Genomic DNA, 22563 nt, shown 5'->3' with positions numbered 1-22563 from the left:
GAGCATTAAACACGCTTAACTCTGCTGCTCACCTTAAATAAAATAAGCTTGAGTCAGTTATTCAGATTCCAGAATGCGTGACGTACCTATCTCGATTTTCCTCGGCTTTAATGCTTCGGGAATCTCTCTTTGCAACTCGATATTGAGCAGGCCGTTCTCAAGCTCTGCACCTGTCACAGTGACATAATCGGCCAGCTGAAAAGTACGCTCGAATCCACGTTCGGCAATCCCTTGATAGAGATATTTTCGACTCTTATCTTCAGCCGCTTTCGTTCCCTTCACTAATAACTTCTCACCTTCGCTGGTAATATCGAGTTCATCCATAGTAAAACCTGCAACAGCCATGGTGATACGATAACGGTTTTCTTTAAGCGATTCGATATTATAGGGAGGATAACCTGAATTGCCTTTGTTCGAAGCCGCATGCTCTGCAAGCTGGGCTAAACGGTCGAAACCAATGGCACTGCGGTATAGGGGAGTAAGATCATAATTTCGCATAGTTATATCCTTGTCTTAAGCAATATATTTAATTTAAATTGGCCGACTCGACTGCTTCTGCAGTAACTTGTCGCACCTATTTGTTAATCGTTAACTTTATGACCCCGAAGGCATCACGATTTACGTTAACTCAGGAACCTCATCGAGCGTTCCTTAAACTATATATGTAGGCGTATTTTGAGTTTTCAAGGCAATATTTTAAATTTATTAAAATATATATTTATATTGAAAGGTCTTTGAAAGTAAGAATAAACATAAAAAAGCAGCCCGAAGGCTGCTTTCTAAAGAAGTGAAATACTAAATTATCGCTGACAAGCCAAAGTACTATTACTGTTCAAGAACTGGATGTCACTGGCTACTGGAGCGAAATCAGCAACCAGTATATCGCCAATGTCTTTGATGAAGGTGTACATAACCTCTGCATCAACATAGCCCGTCATAACCGGAGTCAGTACTGGGTAGCCATCACCACCTGCCGCATTGAAGCTAGGAACTGTGAAGCTGTAACTTGCGTCAGCAGCATAGCCTTTGCCATTAATGTCGTTGATAGCAACTGTTTTTGCTTCACAATCAACATCCATCTTAATCCCTACAAGCTGAGGGTATGCGCCAGAACCCGTTTCACCGATATCTACAGTTGCAACTGTATTTAAGTACTCAGTGATTTCGGCGCCAGTCATTGTGCTCTTAGTAATTGAGTTGCCAAAGGGCTGCACAGTCAAAACATCTTTGTATGTGATTTCACCGGCTTCGATAGAAGCACGTACACCACCTGAGTTCATTACCGCAAAGTCGGCACCCACTTTAGTACGCTGGGCTTCAGCAATCAGACGACCTAAATTAGTCTGTTGTGTACGAACAACGGCACGTTCACCCTCCAGTTTGCCATCGGTAGTACCGATAACTTCAAGAAGCTCTTCCTGACCCGAATTTTGGTACTGCTGCATAATTTCAAGCACGGTAGCATCGGGCGTGATAGCTTCACCGATAAGGACACGCTCGCCCTCTTCGTTCTTCTTCTTCAAGTTAACAGGGATCAACTTGTAGCTGGCCAAATGTAGCTCATCATTGAAGTATTCAAAATTGGCTTGACCAACATACTTGCCCCACTCGTGAGCTTGCATGATGAACGTACCGTTCTGCACGTCTGGCTTACATTCGCCACCAGCGGTGAACTCAGGATCATATGCATCACCTTCCATACAAACTGGGTTCTGAGAGTGTCCACCGATAACAGCCTGTAGATCGCCTTCAGTCATAGCACGAGCCAGAGCAACATCACCTGGCGCGTTGCTACCGCTGGCACCATCGGCATAATGACCCATATGAGTGGTGGCAAAAATCAAGTCAGCCGCATCGGCATCTTTGATGTCCTTGATGACTTTCTTAAGCTCTTCTTGTGGGTCGGTAAACTCAAGACCACTGATGAATTCAGGGTTACCAATTTTGGCCGTATCTTCAGTTGTCAGACCGACAACGGCAATACGAAGACCGTTAACATCGAATACCTTGTACGGTTCAAAATAACGAGCACCAGAAACTTTGTCATAAATGTTAGCCGCTAACATCGGGAAATTAGCCAGTTCACGTTGCATATCAACAACTGACAATGGGTTATCAAACTCGTGATTACCGACTGCCATAGCGTCATAACCAATCAGGTTCATACCGACGAAATCCGGACGTGCATCTTGCAAGTCTGACTCAGGTACACCCGTGTTGATGTCACCACCGGAAAGTAAGATGGTTTCGCCACCGTTTGACTCAACTTCGGCACGGATCTGGTCGATCAGCGTCTTACGAGCCGCCATACCATACTCGCCGTATTTGTTTTCGAAGAAACGACCATGGTTATCATTAGTGTGAAGTACAGTGAAAATTGTACAAGCTTCGCCAGCTTCAGCACATGTAGCAGGCAGAACAACTTCTTTGTTGTCATCATTATCACTTCCACAACCCGCTAATGCCGCCAGCACTGCAGTTGCAACTAAACCTTTAATTAGCTTATTTGTCATTACTATCAACCCCATTTTTTATTAGATATCTATTTGTTACCATCATTCTTACAATGTGAGACTCTCTGGACTCGTTGGCAACATCATAGCAAAGAATATTTGGCTAATGTGTCACTTTAATGAATTTATGTGACATTAATGTTCTTAAATACAGTGATTTACTTTGAAGATTGTCCATAAATAAGAACAAACATAAATCAATATTAAGGCAGCTAATATCAAATTATTTTTCAGATAACCAGAGGAACGTCTTGCACCTTAATTTTTCAAAGAGTTAGCCAGACAAGACAAAATCAGCTAACCAAACAAAAATAAGAACAGTGGTAATACGCAACAATGATGTTTTTCGAAAAATAAATATGTGTATTTACATCAATGTTACGTTCAAGATCGTTAACGATGAATGTTTTTTGTGCTGTGGATGATAAACATTCACTTTAAACAGGGGGCAGGTGCCGCTTGTTAAATTAGTCTTTAGTAATTTAACAAAGAGAAATGGGTTTACTGCACATAAAAGCTATACAATCGCTAGATACAAAAAAGCAGCCACTAGGCTGCTTTTCTCTAATTGATTTTAGTGGTTTAGAAGCCGTTTATTTAGCGCAGCTCTTAACTATATCGCCACCACGCATAAAGACCGGATGTCCACCATTAGCAGGAGCATAATCGGCAACCTTAATACTTGGGTTTTTTTCAAAGTATTCGCGAAGGACAGATGCATCGCTGCGTTGAGTATCGATATAATTATCATGTCCAGTGATCACCGGGTAATCATCGCCACCTGAAGCACTGAAGTTGATTAAAGAGAAAGTGTATTCACTTTCCAAGTTAAACTGACGATCACCAAGTGAAGTGATCTGAACTATATCAGCAGGTGTTGCTTCTGGGTTTATTTCAACTGCATCACACCGCACCGTCATATCCATAGGATAAAGCTGTGGCATGCCACCGCCAGTCTTCTGAGCTACGTTCGCAAGATATGCTTGTACTTCTGTACCAGACATAGTCACATAAGCAACATCGTTACCAAATGGCTGCACAGTTAGTACGTCGCGGTAAGAAACATCACCTGGCGCGATAGAAGCACGAATACCCCCTGAGTTCATCACACCGAAGTCGACTGTTGGCTCGAAATTAGCTGTCACCCAGTCGCCATAAGCACGGGTTAACAATTGACCCAAGTTTGTCTGCTCTGAACGTACCATATCACGGTCACCTTCTAGCTTACCGTCTGTACTGGAGATAACCACGTCCAGTAATTCTTGGCCAGCTTCCTGATAATGCTGCAATGCATCGATAACAATTTGGTCCTGCTCAACTTCTTGAGTATAGAAGTTACCCTCATCATCTTTAAGATTAATAGGGATCAAGCTATAGCTAACGAGTGTTAACTCACCATCCATATATTCAAAATCGGCGCGACCCACATACTTGCCCCACTCGTGAGCTTGCATGATAAAGGTGCCGTTTTGAATGTCAGGCTTACACGCATCACCGGGGGCAAAGTCGGCGTACTCATCACCTTCCATACACACAGGATTCTGTGAATGACCGCCGATAATGGCCTGCAGCTGACCTTGATCTAATGAACGCGCTAACTTCACATCACCAGGGGCTTCAGTGCCGTGCTTACCATCGGCGTAATGCCCCATATGGGTCAAAGCAAACACCATATCGACAGTTTCATTTGCTTCAATCTCAACAAGCACTTTCTGGATCTCATCTTGAGGGTCGGTGAAATGCAGGCTGGCAACATTATCCGGGCTAACCACTTTAGGTGTATCGACGGTAGTGAAGCCGATGATAGCCACTTTCAAGCCATTGATATCAAATACACGATAAGGCTCAAAATAACGATCTTCACTGCCCTTATGGTAAATGTTAGCCGCTAACATAGGGAACTGAGCAATATTGGCCTGCATATCGAGTACTGTTAACTCGTTATCAAACTCATGATTACCCACCGCCATGGCGTCGTAACGTAAAATGTTCATTCCCAAAAAGTCAGGTACAGCATTCTGCATATCTGATTCCGGCACACCAGTGTTGATATCACCACCAGATAACAGAATCGTTTCACCACCACTTCGCTCAACTTCAGAGCGGATCTGATCGATCACTGTCTTACGCGCCGCCATACCATACTCGCCGTCACTGTTTTGCCAGAAACGACCATGGTTATCATTGGTATGGATCACTGTGAATGTGGTACAGGCATCACCGGCTGCTTCGCATGCCGTCAGTGGTGTATCGTCATCACTGGAATTACAACCTGCCAATGCCGCTAAAACTGCTGTTGCGACAAGACCTTTTATTAGCTTATTTGTCATTACATCAACCCCTAGGTGTTAGTTATTAATACTCGGACTCTTTGGTCCAGAGGCTGCAATGATACCAAAGCGGGAGTGATACATGTGTTAGCCTTACAGCCAAATTGTTGGCAATCGTCAGCACTTACAGTGACTTATTGATCAATTCTGTTCGCTATGAAGGAAAGATAAACGACTGGTAGGGGAGGAATCGAACCAGCATTTCATTTATAGACTTAAGGGGTGGGTGTATAAACTTATTTTTCAACAGCTTAAGCTTACTCGCTGCAACCTCTGATCTTGCGAAATACAAAACAAACCTCAGAGGTTACAACTTGTATTTTTGTGAATTAATTCACAAAAAATTCATCTAGATCAATCTGCTGACTAGCCATTTCCCTATATCTTGCAGTTGATGTGGTAACACACTGTGTCCCATGGCATAAGTTTTCCATTCGGTTTGATAATCGGCTTGATTCAACAGATCATTAGCCATCTTGCCCGCGAAGAGTGGCACCACATCATCTTGCTCACCGTGATGCTGAAGTATGCTCGTCAGCTTATTTGCTGCACTTAGTTGAACCGGTAATTCATCGGCCGTGGGTAAGTAACAAGACAGCGCCATTATGCCGGCTAACGTTTGTGGATATCTTAATCCGCTAAACAGGCTCATCACACCACCTTGGCTAAAACCTGCCAGTACGATTTTATCCGCAGGTATTCCGACATCGATCTGCTCCTGTATCAGTGCTATCACAAATTGCTCTGAGTCCAGGACCCCGGGCATATCGGCGCGATTATGCAGATCCATGCTCTTAATGTCATACCAGCTTCGCATCACATAACCTTGGTTGATCGTCACCGCCTGCTCGGGAGCGTGAGGGAATATAAAACGAATGCTGTGATCATCTGGCAAACCCAGTACCGGTACTACGGGGGCAAAGCCGGCACCTGAATCACCTAAGCCGTGTAACCAGATCACGCATGCTTTTGCGCTGGTGTTTGGCTCTATGGTTATCCGCTCTAATGCTGTTACTGACATCTATTTCCCTTTATTTTTAATGAAACTTTATCGCCGATATCATATCAGGATCACCATAACCTAAGCTACCAGGCATATATACGAGTAAAACATTCGATAAAATCGGACGTTAAGGGCAAAATTATGGTCTTTTAATCCATTTAATTGAGAGTTAAATTGGATCATAGACATTCATAGTACAAAAACAGTGCAGAGGAATAACATGGGCTTACTTCAAGATGGAAAATGGGTCGACCAATGGTACTCGACTAAAGAGAATGGCGGAAAATTTGTACGTGAGGATGCACGTTTCAGAAATTGGATCACCACCGATGGGCAAGCTCACTCCGAAATGCCGAATACACAGGGCTTCAAGGCCGAAGCGAACAGGTATCATCTTTACGTCTCCCTTGCCTGCCCTTGGGCACACAGGACTTTAATTTTTCGCGAGCTTAAGTCATTGCAAAATATCATAAATATCACAGTCGTCGAGCCTCACATGTTGCAAAACGGCTGGGAGTTTGCGGGAGCCAGCCAAAGCCAAGATGCTGTCCATATAACAGGTGCTGATGAAGACGCACTCAACAATAAGGCATTCCTGTATCAGATATATCAGCTGGCAGCGCCCGACTACAGCGGACGCGTCACAGTACCTGTGTTATGGGATAAACACACTCAAACCATAGTCAGTAATGAATCTGCTGAAATAATTCGTATGTTTAACTCAGCCTTCAATCACCTGACCGATAATCAGCTGGACTTTTATCCAGAAGCCTTACGAGAAGAGATCGATACGCTCAATGAATATATCTATTCGAGCATAAATAATGGTGTCTATCGCGCTGGATTCGCCACTTCCCAAGCCGCCTATAATGAAGCCTTTGATGAAATTTTTACGGCATTAGATAAGCTGGAGTCGACACTAAGCCAGAAGCGATATCTCACGGGAAGCAAGATAACAGAAGCCGATTGGAGGCTGTTTACCACCTTAATTCGTTTCGATGCCGTCTATGTCGGCCATTTCAAGACCAATAAGCAACGTATCCAAGACTACCCGGCAATATCAGGCTATCTAAGAGAGCTGTATCAGGTCGAAGGTATTGCATCCACGGTGAATTTTGACCACATTAAGCAGCACTATTACTTTAGCCATGCCAATATCAATCCAAGCAGGATTGTACCCGATGGCCCAGAGCTGGATTATTTAGCGCCCCATAACAGAGAAGGCTTATAATACCAATTGGTAGTAAGTCAGTAGAGGCGTCTTCTAGACGCCTAACTCTTCTCGAATCATAGCTATTTGTTCCGAAGAATCTAATTTTAGGCTCCACCTTACGGCCCCAGCGTCGGCGTGCATGATGAGTGCATCATCGATGAACTTAATATCTTCAACCATGGCATACATGGTGATACCAGAGGTATTGAATCGCACTTGCACCTCAAACTGAGACAGGATCACCTTCCCCTGTGAAAAATTGATAACCATATGATTGCTAACTATTCCTAATATCAATTCAATTAAATTTGGCGGAAGCCAGATAAGAGATAAAAATAAAAAAACCAGCAACGATGCTGGTTTTGATATGCCTGTCGCTAATACTGTATAGCGATTAGTGGTGATGACCACCTTTACCGTGGGCATGTCCGTGGGCAACTTCTTCATCGGTCGCATCACGCGCTTCAACAATCTCGATATCGAATGTGAGCTCACGACCCGCCAATGGATGATTAACATCAACCGTTGCCATAAACTTACCCATCTTGACTATTGTCACCTGACGTTGGCCTTGATCCGTATCGATCAATGCGCGCATGCCAGCTTTCCATTTTTTAGCGCCTTGTAGATGCTTAACAGAGACACGTTGAATCGCATCTTCATTTCTAACACCATAGGTGGTTTCCGGCGCCAGTGTGACAGAGAAGCTTTCGCCAACCTCTTTACCTTCAATTGAATCTTCAACACCAGGCATCATGTTGTTATGGCCGTGCAGATACGCGATAGGATCCAGATCTTTATTCGTCTCTAAAACTTCACCCTTTTCATCGCGCAGTGTGTATTTAAACTGAACAACCATATCATTTTTAATGCTCATTAAATGTCCTTAACTCTATACCTGACTCTATTTTGGTGACGAAGTTTAACAAAAGTCCCCTACGCACTCTAGTGTTAAATATCAACGGCTCGCACCACCAGGGATAATAGCGAGTTGTTCTATATGTTTGAGTATCTCATGATTGGCTAAGGCTAGCTGACACACACCTGTGGTGATCCTGTGCTTCGCAGAACAATCGACACTCCACTGTCTTAACAGATATCCGGCTAAGGCGGCTCGGGTTTGAATCTCTATTTTATTGTCCAGCATCTGGTAATCCAGAGCGATAGCCTCAGGGTGTTTAAGACTAGGGTGTGGGATTAAGCATAAGGTGATCATTTGATCCCAGTGGCTGTCTTTAGCCTGTGTCTCATTAAACGTCGGCCCGCTACTGGCACCTGAGATCATCTTAATTCGGGTGACGACAAAATCGGTAAACACTTGATGAGCACGATCGAAGGCTCGCACATGCCAACGCTGGCCGTTATTGACCAAGGCATGGGGCACGATTTCACGCTCCTTCTCTCCGGATGAAACAGACACATATTTTATGTTAATCGCCTGCTTGTTTTGTATTGCACGCATCAAAGCGGCAATGATCTCTGTATCCGGATGAATGAGCTGCACCGCATCGATACAAATTTCACTCGGTGAGATGGGATGAGACAACCCATCACCGAAGCCTTTCGCTAGGCCGTGTAATATTCCTTCCGGCTCGTGCTGGAACAGGGCTCTGAATTCGGGGTTTCTATGATAACTCTTAGTCTGATGCACCAGTGTCATGTTATCTGGTGCTAAACCACGGTAACTGGCGAAATCACGGGTCGCAGCCGCTAAGCCAGTAGCAAATTTCTTAATTAGATCCTGACGAGATATCTGGCCAAAATATTGTAGGCTGAAATCGATAAAAGCGAGTCGCTGCTTTTGAGCATGTGAAAGGTTATCCATAATATTCATACACTTTTATCTCTTTTTATTAATGCAGCATGTAGAAACTATCGGACTCACACCGAGTTTCAGGAATAGGTAATCTAATATAAGGTAAAGGATAAAAACAAAAGGTGCAATCAATGTGATTACACCTTATAAAGGGAAATGAATGAGGCTGAGCAGTGTTAAGGGTCATCTTGAATGACCCTTAACTTGATGAGCAAACTGACTAGTTGACTCCGATGGCCTTAAACGTCGCCTCATCGGGGAATCCATCGGCAACTAGGCCAGCACTTTGCTGATAGGCACGTAAACCGGCCTTAGAATTTCTTCCCATCACACCGTCGGGTTTACCCACATCGAAGCCCTTATCATTTAGCTTAGCTTGCAACGCCTTAACACGAGCACGGCTTAAATTATCTTGCTTAGGCGGCGCTATGACTAATCCCACTCCCCCGTTAATTCTATCGGCTAAATGGCCAACTGCAATGGCATAAAATTCAGAACGGTTCCAGCGCATGATCACATCAAAATTCTTATACCCTAAGAACGCCGGACCCGTATGCCCGGCAGGAAGGTAAAGCTTGGCAGTCATGTCGGGGGTCGACAAGGCTGCTCCATTACTCTGGGTCAGTCCCAGCTTTTTCCACTCGGCCAAATCTTGAGCCTGAGAATTACCAAGATAATCATAATTGAAATTAGCAGGTAATCTCACTTCCCTGCCCCAACGCTCGTCTCGCTGCCAACCGAGTTGATTGAGAAAGTTCGCTGCAGATGCCAATGCGTCGGCAGTGCTATTCCATAGGTCGGCTTTGCCATCACCGTCACCATCGACGGCGTAGTGAGTGTAAGCGCTCGGCATAAATTGAGTATGTCCCATGGCACCGGCCCAAGACCCCACCATGGTAGAGGCATCAAAATTATACTTCTCTTTAAGCTTTAGTGCTTTCATCAACTCGCCGGTAAAATACTTACTACGACGAGGGTCACAGGCCAAGGTCGCCAGTGAATCTAACACCGGCATTTTACCCTTATATGAACCAAAGTTGGTTTCGAGCCCCCAAAATGCCATCAGGTATTGCGGTGGAATACCATAGGTTTCTTGTAATTTCTCTAATAACACCTTGTGCTCACGCAACATCTTCCGACCTTGGTTTACGCGCCAGTCTGTCACCCGTTTACTAAAATAATTATCGAAGGTCTGACTAAACTCTGGCTGTTTCTTATCGAGTTCAATCACTCTGGGGACATATTTAACATTGGCTAACGCGTTATCGATTGTCTCCTTCGAAAGACCCTCTTGCTGGGCTTTCTCCTGCAGATTAACGACACAAGCTGCGAAATCATCGGCGCTAGCCGGCAACGCCCAGAGGGAGGATACGAAGAGTACTGATGCTAATGGGACATTTTTAATCAAAATGACAACTCCAAGAATGCAAAAAAATATTTTGACCAGAATGATAAAAAGAAAATTCTCAAGGTCGCAAAACGACATAGATCTGAGCCATAATAACTATAGGAACAAGATAGTTTAAGTATTAATCTCATTTTTCGACAGAAATAAGGTTATTTTTACTTAATGTTTTATCTAACAGGCGTTAATCAGCAAGATTCCCTTGGAGAATACGCCGCCTGGCGTATAATGACACGGTTTTAATTACACACTTAAGAGATCTATCATGAGCGAAATTACCACTGAACTAGCCAGCTTTATCGAGAATGTAAAACAACATCAAGTTGTCTGGGGACTACAAGATGAAACCGGTGAAGGTTGGGTTGTATGCGATTCATCGGAATACGAACATACTGACGTAATGCCGCTTTGGTCTTCTGAAGCAAATGCCAAGGTTCACTGCAGCGAAGAGTGGTCAGACTATCAACCTGTGTCGATCACCTTAGTCGAGTTCCTTGAGTTTTGGGTATCGGACCTAAACGACGATGGCGTACTTGTTGGTACCGATTGGCTAGCCGATCAAGAATGTTTAGAAACCGACCCTATCGAACTGGCTAAATCATTAGTACAGGTTGAAGAAGAGTAATTGAGCCTTTCAGCATACTCTTATACTGAAATTAAAGGCTTTGTTAGATTTCAGTCATCACTATTGCGTCATATCTGTCTTGGATAGATTATGACGCAATCTGTTCCCCTCATCGATGTCCCCTTCGAATTTCGCCATATTTGTTGGTTCTGTAATGAGCCTTCCAACTGCGTATTTGAATATCATGCAAGCGTGCATACGCCTCATTCCAGTTTAGCTGTTCCGGCATGTAAAGAGTGTCTCAAACTGGCTAAAAAAAGTCCGCTAACGTCTATTTGGGATTGCCAGCTAGCAGTCAAAGATGGATTAATGCGTATCTATGCCAAACACCTTGCCATAGGGGTTAATTGGACTGAGCAGGAATTAATCGACTCTGAGTTTTCCTGTAAAGTGTTTGAGGGCTTCAAGAAAAGCGCCTGGATGATGTACCTAATTGCCAGAGACAGAGTCAATGCCACTGGTTGGCCTCTGAGTTTAGATGGCGTCGACATAGATGATAGCGATTTTGTCGTGGGGTTTGAATTTGACGGGGTGAAATATAGCTCATTGTCGAAAGCTGTGTCTCATTACAGTCAAACCTTGGGCTTAGATAGACTTTTTTTCGAAGCTATTTTATCCCAGGTTGGACGCCAAAGATTTAGTTATGCCGTCAGAATAGCCCGTATCAACATAGCCTCCCCAAAAAGGGTGAAACAAGAGGTGGTAAAAGACATAGCCATTGAGCAAGGCACGCCTTTAGCCGAAAAAACTTGGTTCTAAGCCCACTAGTTACCCTATCTAACTATCTAACTATCTAACTATCTCTCTTAGCCTTTGCTGCACTACATCGACTAATAAGTCCGGCTGAAACTTAGAGATGAAACGATCACAGCCTACCTTCTCCACCATGGCCTTATTAAAGTTACCACTTAATGAGGTGTTCAATGTGATATAGAGGTCATTCATGCGCTTATCGCTGCGGATTTCGCGGGTTAACTTATAACCATCCATCTCGGGCATTTCAGCGTCGGTGATCAACATTAAGATCTCATCCTGCACAGACTTACCTTCATCACACCAACGCTGTAGCGTCCTTAGAGCCTGTAAACCGTCTGAGACTTCGAGGATCTCTATGCCTAATGGCTCGAGTGTCTCCTTTATCTGTCTTCGCGCCGTCGAGGAGTCATCGGCGATTAAAATCTTACGGCCCTGCATCTCGCCAACCAAGTCCTCATCGAGTACCCCTTCAGACAAGGTGATGTCATAATGAATGATCTCCGCCAACACCTTTTCCACGTCGATAATAGAAACGATTTGACTAACACCATCAATTTCGATGCGAGTGATCGCCGTTAAATAATTATGCCTGCCAGCCGTTTTGGGGGGAGGTAAGATATCTCCCCAGGTCATATTGACAATATGCTCGACTTTACCCACCTTAAAACCCTGAACACTGCGATTATACTCAGTGATGATCATGTTGGCATCATGCTCGCCTGTGATAGGTTTATAGCCGATGGCGCTACGAAGATCGATAACCGGGATGGAGGTTCCACGAATATTAGCCACACCGCTGATATGTGGATGGCTACCAGGAACGGCACTCAATTGAGGCAATTTAACCACCTCTTTTACTTTAAATACATTGATTGCAAAAAGCTGAGTGGCATTGATTCGAAACAGTAAGAGTTCAAGCCGGTTTTCTCCTACAAGCTTGGTTCGTTGGTCAACCGAGTCGAGTACTTTTGCCATTATGTTGCTCTCAAAATAAAAGGTCTAAAAATAAGGGGACAAACATAAAGGCTATCCCGATAAAGCTCTTAGTGATTATAGACTTTATCACTAGCATTGAGCTGATAGAAATCAAGTTAATCTCAAAATGATAACTAATGTTCAAGATTTTAAATGCCTATATTCTTGCCGCTATGGGTGCCACTGGAATGATACGAGAACCATGACTCACTACAATATCCATGATGCCAAGATGTAGCGCTTCGGCCACCAACTGATAAGTCGGAAAACTAGTAGTTCCAACATAAGCGAATACGTTAACCTGCAAGCCGTGCAAGCCAAATCCTTGAAAAGTGACCCGTAGAGGGCTCTCATCCACCTCTTTATGCTGCTCAAGCATTGCCGTTATATCGGCAATAATGCCCTTCAATTGCTCGGAAGAGGTCTCATAATCGAGCCTGATATCGGCCTTGAAACGGATTTTCTCACGCTCTGAGATATTCTCTATCTCCATCTCAGCTAATTTTGCATTGGGCACATGGATCAAGGTTCTGTCTAAGGTTCTTATTTGAGTACACCTTAAACCAATCTGCTCGACTGTCCCCCTAATAGCACCAAACTGACAAAGCTGACCCACCTTAATCGGAGCCGCTGAATATAAGGTAATAGTACCGATAAAGTTTTCTATCGATTGTTTAGAAGCCAAGGCTATGGCAACTCCACCTATTCCCATCCCCGCCAAAATAGCACTGGCACTGAATCCCAGATGTTCCAGCCATACAAGGCCAGCAAGGGCAACAAAAATAACCCGAACAAAATTAGTCAAGGGTCCTAACAGAGAAGCCCCCTGTTGGTTGTTTTGTGCAAGCCAACGCCGTTTAAGACCCGCTTGAAAAATACCTAAAGAAGACCAGACCAACCATACGACAGCGATAAACAACAAAAAACCTGTGTTAACCATCTCCAATGCCATGGCCGAAATGCTACTGTGAGCCATCCAGGCTCTGTCTAATACCACGGCGATAAAGAAACGTAATGGCCCGGCAACGATATAGCCCAACTCCTCTTTAAGCGCATAATTACTTTTCAAAATGATGAATTTAATGACCCAGGTTATTGGGATCACAACTAAAAAAGCGGCAGCCAGATACACTACGAGTAAAGTTAACTCCCAAAGATTCACTTTGAACAAACGACCTTCAGGTATGTTGTCAACAAACCACTCCACCACAGGCCCGTAGCCTAGCTGATCATAGAGCGTTGGGATTTTGGCTACGGTAGCATTAGATATCTTCCAAATCGATCCCTGTTTACCTGGAACACGCTGCAGTAGTAATGAAACTTCACTGCTTTCCAGCTTTATTCGCCCAAAAGCATCCCTATAGGCCGGCAACATATCGTTATCTTTGCCCCGGGGAGAGTCATTGATCTGATCCAGATCAACCCAGATATTTCTGTCGATAATCGCTTGAAGTTTTGAGGCGTATTCTGCTCCCTTACCTTTAGCCATCCCATCTGGAAGATAACGCAGGTCTAAGTATTTAGCCGCCAAGACATAATCTTGTTCATAGGCCGCTTGGGTAAACCCTTCCAGTGTCCCCCTGGGAGTATCGCGTTTGAATTCATCCTTATACTCATACTTTTGATGCACAGAGAGTTCAGTCGTGACTGATTGCTCATTTGACGCACCTTTGAGCACTCCCACCATGTTCGGCACGACTGCGGCACTGGCATGTGAGAATAAAAGGAGTGAACACCAGAAAAGAGGGAGAAACCAATGATTCAAACGCATACTTATCGACCGCCAATTAACAAAACACCCACAAATTCTATCATTTATTACCATAAACGACAGTTTTACAGCTTAATTATATTGGCAACGAAAAAGCGCATAATAATGCTACAAGGGTATTGACAAGCCCATTCTCGTCGATATAATAACCACTAGTTTTGAGACACCTTTATTTAATTTTCTTTGTTAGTCCGACTCCATATCGTCACTGCCTCGCAAAAATATTATAACTCCGGTTCAACTACTCAACTTTAGTCATCTAGCTGTCATACATCTGTGTTTAACTCGAATCCAATCGGTTTAGTGGTTATCTCACAAATTACAAATATTAACATTTATTGATAACTAGTTTACTTGATTAAACCGTCGAAGATGGGTAGCCTCAAAACGAACTTAATGCTCATCTTTTGCTAATAGCTAAGGATTTTATTATTAAATACAAACTGCTATTGATTAATACTAGCAGTAACACATAAGGAGTATGACCTATGTCGTACAATGTAAATGGTCACCAGATCACAGTTAATTTTCCAGTAGATTCTATTTCAGTAAATAAATCTTCTATCGCTTTCACCGATAGCCAAGGAAAAAACCGACAGACTTTCTCAAAGCGCACCGAAGCGTTGAAATTTATGAACTGGCTATTATCTGGCAGTAAATAAGTTTAAGTTAGTTCTTGTCAAACCTCTCACTAGGCTGCTAGTTAGAGTTAGTTAACACAATCAACAGATGCTAATCGATACACTCCTCTCACTGGTATCGAATGTTTCCCCGCTAATAGACAGGAAACAGATAGGACCGGCACCATAAGTCGGCTATTAAGCAATAAAGCAACTCCTACCTTTGGTTCAGGCTGTATCACTTTCACAGATACTTAGCCTGACCAAACGGTAAATACTCCCCAGAACGCATCTCATACATCCAAACGTCACTCTTGGTTCGAACAAATACTACCGATTAACATCATAATTTCAATCACCGTACTTCCTCATGTATCTCGGCAGCATGGTTTCATTACCCAATAATCCCCCTTGGTGAAGATACAAGATAGGCACATCTTCTGAGCTCGTGTTTAGATAGTATTCCAGTGCCAGCCAGCCCAGAGGGTCATAAAGTAACTCGAAAGCGATGCCACTGAGTGAGAGCGTTTTCCACATCTCATAAAACTCAGGATACAATTTCCCGAAATGATACTTTTTTGCCAGAGTCACAATCTCGGGGTGATGTTTTGGATTGTCAGACAGCTCGGTAAATTGCTGAGTTAAGTAAGCACTCCCCCCAACCGCGGCGCAGGTAAGCACGCGAATGTTTATCCCCTGTTCAACAAAATACTTATTAACATACAGAGCGGTAGTACCTGTACCGGACGGCAAAAAAACGACAAGATTATGTAATTCATTCTCATCAGCCCACTGCACGATCTCTTCAGCCAGTTTAGACACTCCAAACTCGGCATACTCGCAGCGACCTCCTTCAGGAACAAAAACAGCATTTTCCTCAAGCGGCAGTACAACCTCTTGTATATAAGTGTGAGTGTCCCGACCACCTCTGTCATCCAGAGTATCGAGTGATATGATATGGGCGCCATTAGCTAATGCCGCACCATAGTTACCACTTGGCTTGAGTTTGATGTGAGAGGCAATGTGATCCACATAGAAATCTAAACTCCACCCCTTAATTTTTGCTAGCGCCGACATAGAATAGAGGGAATTAGCCTGGGGGGAGCCATAGCCGATGAGCTTAATCACTCCTGGAAAATCATGCTCGATGAAATAGGCAAATTTTCGTGCCTTGTTACCCGAGAATTCAGGGTGGAGCAGATCATCTCTCTTGACAAAAATGTCTCTGTTAAACATCTCTATGGTATCGACTGGGGTGCGGCTTAACTTCATTTCAAGGCATTATAGCTGGGATAGACAAGGAGTGATTTTACCACTGGGTACGCCTTACAATCGACTAAAAGTACTAAAAGCTGATAAATCTCACTAGTACCCTTCCCAATAAGAACAATAAGCAATTGAAACTAAACAATTTAAATACTTGGCACGTCTTCTGCTTAATAAGATTAAGAATGAAAATAAGAAACGATGTTTCACTGGAGGCCTAAATGGCAGTATTACGGTTAGTTTTTAACATAGCTTGGTTTGTCCTTGGCGGCTTCATCATGGGATTAGCATGGTGGCTAGCTGGCCTACTTTGCTTTATCAGTATCATAGGTATCCCATTCGGACGCGCCTGTTTTGTCATAGGTGAAATGACATTTTGGCCCTTCGGTCAAGAACAGATGAATAGAAAACATCTAACGGGACAAGAAGATTTGGGTACTGGCGCTTTTGGCACAGTAGGGAATATTATCTGGTTTCTGTTATTTGGGATCTGGCTCGCAATCGGACATATCACACATGCCTTGGCTTGTTTTGTAACCATTATAGGCATACCTTTTGGTATTCAACATCTCAAACTTGCCATGTTAAGCCTAACGCCAATCGGCCAAACTGTGGTGGCGAAAGCCTAAAATAACGGCTAACGGTGGCCTAATCAAACCTATGGGCCACCGCTAGCAGTTTTCCAATTATTTATCAGACGCCGTAACAGAAGCCATATAATCATCCAAAATAGATTTAGCATCTATTCTAGTGAGTCCATGATTAACAATACTCCGCCACTTATGGCCATCAGGACTGTTTTTAAAGGCAACGTATAATTGTTTTTCTTCGAGCAACTTTTGATTCATCTGTAACTTATCGGCTAATGGCTTCAAGTCATCTCTTGTCAATATAAACCTAAGTACATGTACATCGATCACGGCGCCATCCACACGACCAGTCGCCACCTTCTTGATATTATGTTCATCAGAGCTGACAACTTCAACAGGCTGAGTCCCCTGCTTAATCATGATATCGAGATCGGCAGTATTCACATAGTCTCTAACTACGCCTAATGTATAATCATTCAGATCGATAAGTTTTGGCCAACGGATAGGATTAATTTGTCTCTCTACAAGACCCAATGGGCTTACGCCGAGAGATTCAGAAAAAATAAAGGCCTGTGTCGGATACGAGTATTCGGGTAGATATCCCAGATACATAGAATCATCCCGGCTAGCCAATCTCACCGCCCGGCTCCAGGGATAAAAGTCGACCGAGAGCTCATGACCCATGGCATTGAGAGCGGCGCGGGTGATAGCAATCAATGCGCCTTGATCCACCAGTTTTTTTCCGGAATAAGGTGGCCAGTGTAACGAAGTCAACTTGAGGGTATCCGATTTAGCAGGCCCTATTAGCAATAGGGCTAAAACTAGTACAAGCCTAAGTCCGCACTTCCCTGATGAAGTACTGAACCCAGTAAACGCAAAAATAATTCTTATTCGGTTAATGGAAATATCCTACTTGGCATCGATTTTACATAAGTATAGACAGTTTATACTTAACGGTTATCCGCATAGTAATTAACCTTTGTTACAATTGTCGACTGGCATAAGAGGCCTTTATAATGAGACATTGTCTAAAATAGACATGATTAGACAGGAGCAGGTATGATTCGTAAGGCGCTTATCTCCATTATCGGTGGATTACTGACACTCGCCGGAATCGCTCTGTTGGCCCTGCCCGGACCAGCTTGGCTTCTATTGCCAATAGGGCTTGCCATATTAAGTCTTGAATACTCTTGGGCAAAGATCTGGCTTCGTAAGAGCCAGCGCCAGTTTTATGCTTCCGCCGCTTGGCTAGATAGAAAAATTCTATTGTGGAAAATGAACCGCTAATAGCCGTGCTTAACCTCCCAAAGCCTCAGAGACAAGACCCTCTAGATCACAAACATGTTCAGATAGTGATCTGCATGTCTCTTCCTGCCTTAATCCCCACATAGAGTCTGAGATCTGCTTCACGATTACTTAATCCAAACATACGATAGCCCCTATCTAAACAAAGCGTTACCACCTTTAATTGTGAAGGAATAAGATAGCCTTATAAAATACCCACACAAAAAACAAGTATTAAATGAGGTCTAGTATGAAGCGACTTACTTCAGTTTCTCTCGCCATTCTCGCGGCTATCAGCACTGCCGCCATGGCTCAGGAACCTATCGAGATAATTGAACCGGCAAAAATCACTGCACCAGAAAAGGTCGAATTAGGTAAGATGCTCTTTTTCGAACCAAGGCTCTCAAAATCGGGCTTCATTTCATGTAACTCATGCCACAACCTGTCATTAGGTGGCGTCGATGCACTGCCCACATCCATAGGTCACAACTGGCAACAAGGCCCCATAAATTCCCCAACCGTGCTCAACGCCGAATACGGTTTAGCCCAATTCTGGGATGGACGAGCCAAAGATCTGCAAGAGCAAGCAGGTGGCCCTATCGCTAACCCCGGTGAGATGGGCTATACCCATGAGCTCGCAGTATCAACGGTGAAGTCTATGCCAGCATATCAGCTAAGATTTGAGGCGATATATGGTAAAGACGCTGTCAGTATTGACAACATTACCGATGCAATTGCTGAATTTGAAAAGACCTTAGTGACGCCAAATAGCCCATTCGATCTATATCTTAAAGGCGATATGTCAGCAATCAGTGCAGAAGCGAAATCTGGTTATCAACTGTTTAAAGATAAAGGCTGTACTAGTTGTCACAACGGACCAGCTGTTGGTGGCACCATGTATATGAAGATGGGGCTAGTCAAACCTTTCCATACTACAAATCCCGCTGAAGGGCGTATTGCAGTAACCGGCAAAGAAGCCGATAAATTCGTATTTAAGGTACCAACACTCAGAAATATCGAGTTGACCTATCCCTACTTCCACGACGGTGCGACTTGGACACTGGAAGAAGCGGTGAATACCATGGCAGAGATCCAATTAGGACAGGAGTTAACTGAGGTAGAAACCAAAGAGATGGTGACTTTCCTTAAGTCTCTAACCGGTGAGCAGCCGCAGATAGTGTTACCTATCCTACCGCCATCGAATGCTAACACACCAAGACCAGTGCCATTTGGTGACTAGACCAATCTGTATAAGCTATAGATACGCAAACGCCAGCTAAATGCTGGCGTTTTTATGTCTGGCTTCTCTTAAATAGAGAGTATGTACTCTTTACTATAAGGAGGTCATGGATAGATAAAACCTAGCCTATAACCTAACTCTTTTAGCCTTCTAGCAAGCAAGTTTCATTGAAAAATTATTATAGCGTTCAAGGATTGCAATCAAGACACCTTGACGCCTCATATTATCTATCACACCCGGACTAAAGCGTTCGAGACGCGTCATGGCGGTTAGCAATAGTTGGCAATCATGCAGGCTGGCATCGGCAATGTACTCAGGCCTGTCAACTAAATGGCTATTTTGATACCAATCATCCCATTTAAAATCGTTCAGTAGCAAATGGCTCTTGGCCAAGTCTTCGGTAAACTCATGCAGCTTACAAACCGAAATGGGTTTGTCTCCGCAGGCTAATATATTCACATACTTAGCATAAAGGTTCGATGTATGATTCGATACTAATGGCTTCATCTTATACCTCCTATCAACGAGAATGGCCTGTATAAATACTCAATACACATGCTCGTTGAACACTTTTACTCAGCTTTCAACATTCAAGGTTCTTATATAACCTTCTACAACTAAAATATCTGCATATGTCGTACCACTGACCATATGTCGCCAATATACTCGATGGGAACTGAACCTAGGCTTAACGGTACGGTATATTATAAATATCGGCCGTTAAGCCTATTTGCTTTAACCTTAGTGCTACTAAGCCGCTTGCATAACGCCGCTACTGGATGTGCTATAACTGAGTAAAATTTCAATTGAAACTAGACAGATAAAATACTCGATATCATCACAGACTAATCTGCTAGAGAGCAGAGAGTCGCTCCCACCAGTCTAGAGCTCTGCACGATCGAACTCTTCCATAATAAGCTCAGTAAACAGACGCCCCGCCTTACCCAATGGCCGCTCCATGGTCGACACTAGTTTAGGAGTGAAACTGTGGCGGCTGCCGCCACTAAAATCCACCTCAATCAGCTCCCCACGTTTGAGCTCATCATGGATGAGGAAGTCTGGCATCCAGCCAAAACCCAACCCCATCTCCAATGCATTCTTCTTCATGATGAAACCAGACAGATAAAACACCTTATCCCCACCGAATTGAAGCTCATCTTGATAGCTTATTTCGGGGGATGAATCTTCGATGGTGAGCTCAACATGCCTTTGCAGCTCAAATAACGAGATATTCTCTTCCACAGCCAACGGATGGCTTGCCGCCACGACGAGTATGCTGGTAATATCCGGCAGAGACTGAGGTCGATAATTGGGACCGGTACGATAGTCTTTCACTAACATCAGATCGGCATTATCCCGCTCAAACCTGTCTTGTACTCCACCGAGAAACTCCATATTCAATTGAATTTTTGTCGGGATCTGGTGGGCAGCCATACGTTTCAATGCCTTCATGATTGGCTCCATCGGCAAGGCTCCGTCGATAACTAGTTCCAATTTAGGCTCCCACCCCTCACTGAATCTGCTCGCTAAATGTTCAATGTTTGCAAGGTACTGCAACAGTCTCTGGCCTTCGGCGAGTATAACTTTACCTTCCGGCGTTAATTCGGCTCGGTACTGATCCCGACAAAAAAGATTTACACCTAAGTGTTGCTCTAGCTTCTTAATCTGATAACTCACCGCAGACTGAGCCTTATGCAAACGCTCTGCAGCCTTAGCAAAGCTGCCTTCTTCGACCAAAACCTCAAGTACTTTAAATGCATCAACATCTATACGCATACACGCCTCATTAGTGTAAACCTAAACATACCATCTACTTTATAGATTAACTCACGCCAATTATTATTCTTTTTTTTGTTCATCTGAGCAACTAAATTGATATTAAGATCACAATTTAGGTGAAACTGGCGTCTGCCTCAAACTGAAAGACATCATTTAGCCCAACATAAAACATAAAAAGCACGCATCAAGGTGCATGAAAAATTGAACGAGGATAGAACAATGGCAAGCGAAAAAAATCCACTGGGCTTATTGGGCATAGAATTCACTGAATTTTCCACCCCAGATCTTGAATTCATGCATAAAGTATTTATCGATTTCGGTTTCTCTAAACTGAAAAAGAGCAAGAACAAAGATATCAGTTACTACAAGCAAAATGACATCCATTTCCTGCTCAACAACGAGCGAAGCGGTTTCTCGGCCGAGTTCGCTAAGAGTCACGGTCCTGCGATCTGTTCTATGGGCTGGCGCGTAGAAGATGCACAATTCGCCTTCGAAGGTGCGGTAGCACGCGGTGCTAAGCCTGCCGATGATGCTAACAAAGATCATCCTTATCCGGCTATTTATGGCATAGGTGACAGCTTAATTTACTTTATCGACATCTTTGGTGAAGAGAAGAATATCTACCAAAATGATTTCGTCGATCTCGAAGAGCAAGTCATCACTCAAGAAAAAGGCTTTATCGAAGTCGATCATCTCACCAACAATGTCTACCAGGGCACCATGGAGTTTTGGTCTAACTTCTATAAAGATATCTTCGGTTTCACCGAAGTACGTTATTTCGATATTAAGGGGGCTAAAACCGCTTTGATCTCTTACGCCCTGCGCTCACCAGATGGCAGCTTCTGTATTCCAATCAACGAAGGTAAAGGCAGCGAGAAGAACCAGATCGATGAATATCTGAAAGAGTATGATGGCCCTGGCGTACAGCATCTGGCCTTTAGAAGTCGTGATATCGTCGCCTCTCTCGATGCGATGGAAGGCTCATCAATTCAGACGTTAGATATTATCCCTGAATATTACGAGACCATCTTCGATAAGCTGCCTCAGGTCACTGAAGACAGAGATCGCATCAAGCATCATCAGATATTGATCGACGGCGATGACGATGGTTATCTGCTGCAGATCTTCACTAAGAATCTGTTCGGCCCTATATTCATCGAGATCATCCAGCGCAAGAACAATCAGGGATTCGGCGAAGGTAACTTTACCGCCCTGTTTGAGTCAATAGAGCGTGATCAACAACGTCGTGGCGTGCTCTAAATAAGCTAAATTCAGTCATATGAACAAGCTGTGAGTTAATACTAGTTAGCACGATACGTTACACATAGTGCAAATTTAGGTTATCCAGATGTAAAACCAGCCTTAGTGGCTGGTTTT

22 protein-coding genes are annotated in these 22563 nt (G+C 43.7%); 8 read left to right on the top strand and 14 right to left on the bottom strand.

Translation table 11 applies throughout. The annotated features are described in order from the left end of the window. Nucleotides 1-57: 57 nt before the first annotated feature. The 4 genes from FS373_RS27645 to FS373_RS27630 all read right to left on the bottom strand — a co-directional run bounded on the left by FS373_RS27645 (nucleotide 58) and on the right by FS373_RS27630 (nucleotide 5864). The gene (locus tag FS373_RS27645) at nucleotides 58-498 is read right to left on the bottom strand and encodes an Hsp20 family protein (RefSeq protein ID WP_144046941.1); all 441 of its coding nucleotides are present in this window, start codon (nucleotides 496-498) and stop codon (nucleotides 58-60) included. Between the two features lie 302 nt (nucleotides 499-800). Then, complete coding sequence (gene ushA / locus FS373_RS27640; RefSeq protein ID WP_144046942.1) at nucleotides 801-2513, bottom strand: bifunctional UDP-sugar hydrolase/5'-nucleotidase UshA; 1713 nt, start codon at nucleotides 2511-2513, stop codon at nucleotides 801-803. 593 nt (nucleotides 2514-3106) lie between these two features. Further along, the gene (gene ushA, locus FS373_RS27635; RefSeq protein ID WP_144046943.1) at nucleotides 3107-4843 is read right to left on the bottom strand and encodes a bifunctional UDP-sugar hydrolase/5'-nucleotidase UshA; all 1737 of its coding nucleotides are present in this window, start codon (nucleotides 4841-4843) and stop codon (nucleotides 3107-3109) included. 349 nt (nucleotides 4844-5192) lie between these two features. Then, nucleotides 5193-5864, bottom strand: a complete 672-nt coding sequence (locus FS373_RS27630) for an alpha/beta hydrolase (protein ID WP_152831062.1) — start codon at nucleotides 5862-5864, stop codon at nucleotides 5193-5195. 202 nt (nucleotides 5865-6066) lie between these two features. Between FS373_RS27630 and FS373_RS27625 the strand changes: the two genes are divergently transcribed. Continuing rightward, the gene (locus FS373_RS27625; protein ID WP_144046945.1) at nucleotides 6067-7077 is read left to right on the top strand and encodes a glutathione S-transferase family protein; all 1011 of its coding nucleotides are present in this window, start codon (nucleotides 6067-6069) and stop codon (nucleotides 7075-7077) included. A gap of 33 nt (nucleotides 7078-7110) precedes the next feature. On the opposite strand, the gene FS373_RS27620 is transcribed toward FS373_RS27625, so the two are convergent. The 4 genes from FS373_RS27620 to FS373_RS27605 form a co-directional block, all read right to left on the bottom strand. Beyond that, a complete protein-coding gene (locus FS373_RS27620) occupies nucleotides 7111-7329 on the bottom strand; it encodes a DUF3389 domain-containing protein (RefSeq protein WP_144046946.1) in 219 nt (72 codons plus the stop codon). A gap of 124 nt (nucleotides 7330-7453) precedes the next feature. Beyond that, nucleotides 7454-7936 carry an FKBP-type peptidyl-prolyl cis-trans isomerase gene (locus tag FS373_RS27615; RefSeq protein ID WP_144046947.1) on the bottom strand — a complete coding sequence of 161 codons (483 nt, stop codon included), beginning with the start codon at nucleotides 7934-7936 and terminating at the stop codon, nucleotides 7454-7456. Nucleotides 7937-8017: 81 nt separating this feature from the next. Next, complete coding sequence (locus FS373_RS27610; RefSeq protein WP_144046948.1) at nucleotides 8018-8893, bottom strand: WYL domain-containing protein; 876 nt, start codon at nucleotides 8891-8893, stop codon at nucleotides 8018-8020. A gap of 202 nt (nucleotides 8894-9095) precedes the next feature. Beyond that, nucleotides 9096-10283 carry a lytic murein transglycosylase gene (locus FS373_RS27605; RefSeq protein WP_152831061.1) on the bottom strand — a complete coding sequence of 396 codons (1188 nt, stop codon included), beginning with the start codon at nucleotides 10281-10283 and terminating at the stop codon, nucleotides 9096-9098. A 262-nt stretch (nucleotides 10284-10545) separates the two neighbouring features. Here FS373_RS27605 and FS373_RS27600 point away from each other — a divergent pair, with 262 nt between their 5' ends. After that, nucleotides 10546-10905: a DUF2750 domain-containing protein gene (locus FS373_RS27600; RefSeq protein WP_144046950.1), complete on the top strand. Its 360-nt coding sequence runs from the start codon at nucleotides 10546-10548 to the stop codon at nucleotides 10903-10905. Nucleotides 10906-10995: 90 nt separating this feature from the next. Beyond that, nucleotides 10996-11664 (top strand): hypothetical protein, encoded by a 669-nt coding sequence (locus FS373_RS27595; protein WP_144046951.1) that lies wholly within the window; start codon nucleotides 10996-10998, stop codon nucleotides 11662-11664. Between the two features lie 30 nt (nucleotides 11665-11694). Here the strand turns inward: FS373_RS27595 and FS373_RS27590 are convergent, their stop codons facing one another. Continuing rightward, nucleotides 11695-12636, bottom strand: a complete 942-nt coding sequence (locus FS373_RS27590; RefSeq protein ID WP_144046952.1) for a chemotaxis protein CheV — start codon at nucleotides 12634-12636, stop codon at nucleotides 11695-11697. 157 nt (nucleotides 12637-12793) lie between these two features. Further along, nucleotides 12794-14407, bottom strand: a complete 1614-nt coding sequence (locus FS373_RS27585; RefSeq protein WP_144046953.1) for a mechanosensitive ion channel family protein — start codon at nucleotides 14405-14407, stop codon at nucleotides 12794-12796. Between the two features lie 488 nt (nucleotides 14408-14895). Here FS373_RS27585 and FS373_RS27580 point away from each other — a divergent pair, with 488 nt between their 5' ends. Further along, entirely contained in the window at nucleotides 14896-15069 is a 174-nt protein-coding gene (locus FS373_RS27580; protein ID WP_144046954.1) for a hypothetical protein, read from the top strand. A gap of 309 nt (nucleotides 15070-15378) precedes the next feature. Here the strand turns inward: FS373_RS27580 and FS373_RS27575 are convergent, their stop codons facing one another. Then, nucleotides 15379-16299: a pyridoxal-phosphate dependent enzyme gene (locus tag FS373_RS27575; RefSeq protein ID WP_152831060.1), complete on the bottom strand. Its 921-nt coding sequence runs from the start codon at nucleotides 16297-16299 to the stop codon at nucleotides 15379-15381. A gap of 215 nt (nucleotides 16300-16514) precedes the next feature. Between FS373_RS27575 and FS373_RS27570 the strand changes: the two genes are divergently transcribed. Beyond that, the gene (locus FS373_RS27570) at nucleotides 16515-16922 is read left to right on the top strand and encodes a YccF domain-containing protein (RefSeq protein WP_144046955.1); all 408 of its coding nucleotides are present in this window, start codon (nucleotides 16515-16517) and stop codon (nucleotides 16920-16922) included. Between the two features lie 57 nt (nucleotides 16923-16979). Here the strand turns inward: FS373_RS27570 and FS373_RS27565 are convergent, their stop codons facing one another. Further along, a complete protein-coding gene (locus FS373_RS27565) occupies nucleotides 16980-17657 on the bottom strand; it encodes a substrate-binding periplasmic protein (RefSeq protein WP_227993340.1) in 678 nt (225 codons plus the stop codon). Nucleotides 17658-17942: 285 nt separating this feature from the next. Here FS373_RS27565 and FS373_RS27560 point away from each other — a divergent pair, with 285 nt between their 5' ends. Beyond that, a complete protein-coding gene (locus tag FS373_RS27560) occupies nucleotides 17943-18170 on the top strand; it encodes a PGPGW domain-containing protein (RefSeq protein WP_152831058.1) in 228 nt (75 codons plus the stop codon). A 247-nt stretch (nucleotides 18171-18417) separates the two neighbouring features. Next, complete coding sequence (locus tag FS373_RS27555) at nucleotides 18418-19407, top strand: cytochrome-c peroxidase (protein ID WP_144046958.1); 990 nt, start codon at nucleotides 18418-18420, stop codon at nucleotides 19405-19407. A gap of 150 nt (nucleotides 19408-19557) precedes the next feature. On the opposite strand, the gene FS373_RS27550 is transcribed toward FS373_RS27555, so the two are convergent. Continuing rightward, on the bottom strand, nucleotides 19558-19914 hold the full coding sequence (locus FS373_RS27550) for a DUF6508 domain-containing protein (protein WP_144046959.1): 357 nt from the start codon (nucleotides 19912-19914) through the stop codon (nucleotides 19558-19560). Nucleotides 19915-20289: 375 nt separating this feature from the next. Beyond that, nucleotides 20290-21183: a LysR family transcriptional regulator gene (locus FS373_RS27545; protein WP_152831057.1), complete on the bottom strand. Its 894-nt coding sequence runs from the start codon at nucleotides 21181-21183 to the stop codon at nucleotides 20290-20292. Between the two features lie 222 nt (nucleotides 21184-21405). Here FS373_RS27545 and hppD point away from each other — a divergent pair, with 222 nt between their 5' ends. Continuing rightward, entirely contained in the window at nucleotides 21406-22446 is a 1041-nt protein-coding gene (gene hppD / locus FS373_RS27540) for a 4-hydroxyphenylpyruvate dioxygenase (protein WP_144046961.1), read from the top strand. The last annotated feature ends 117 nt before the right edge of the window (nucleotides 22447-22563 follow it).

The sequence above is a fragment of the Shewanella sp. YLB-07 genome, from assembly GCF_009377275.1.
The sequence above is the reverse complement of the archived record's forward strand: the minus strand, read 5'-3'. Positions and strand labels throughout refer to the sequence as shown.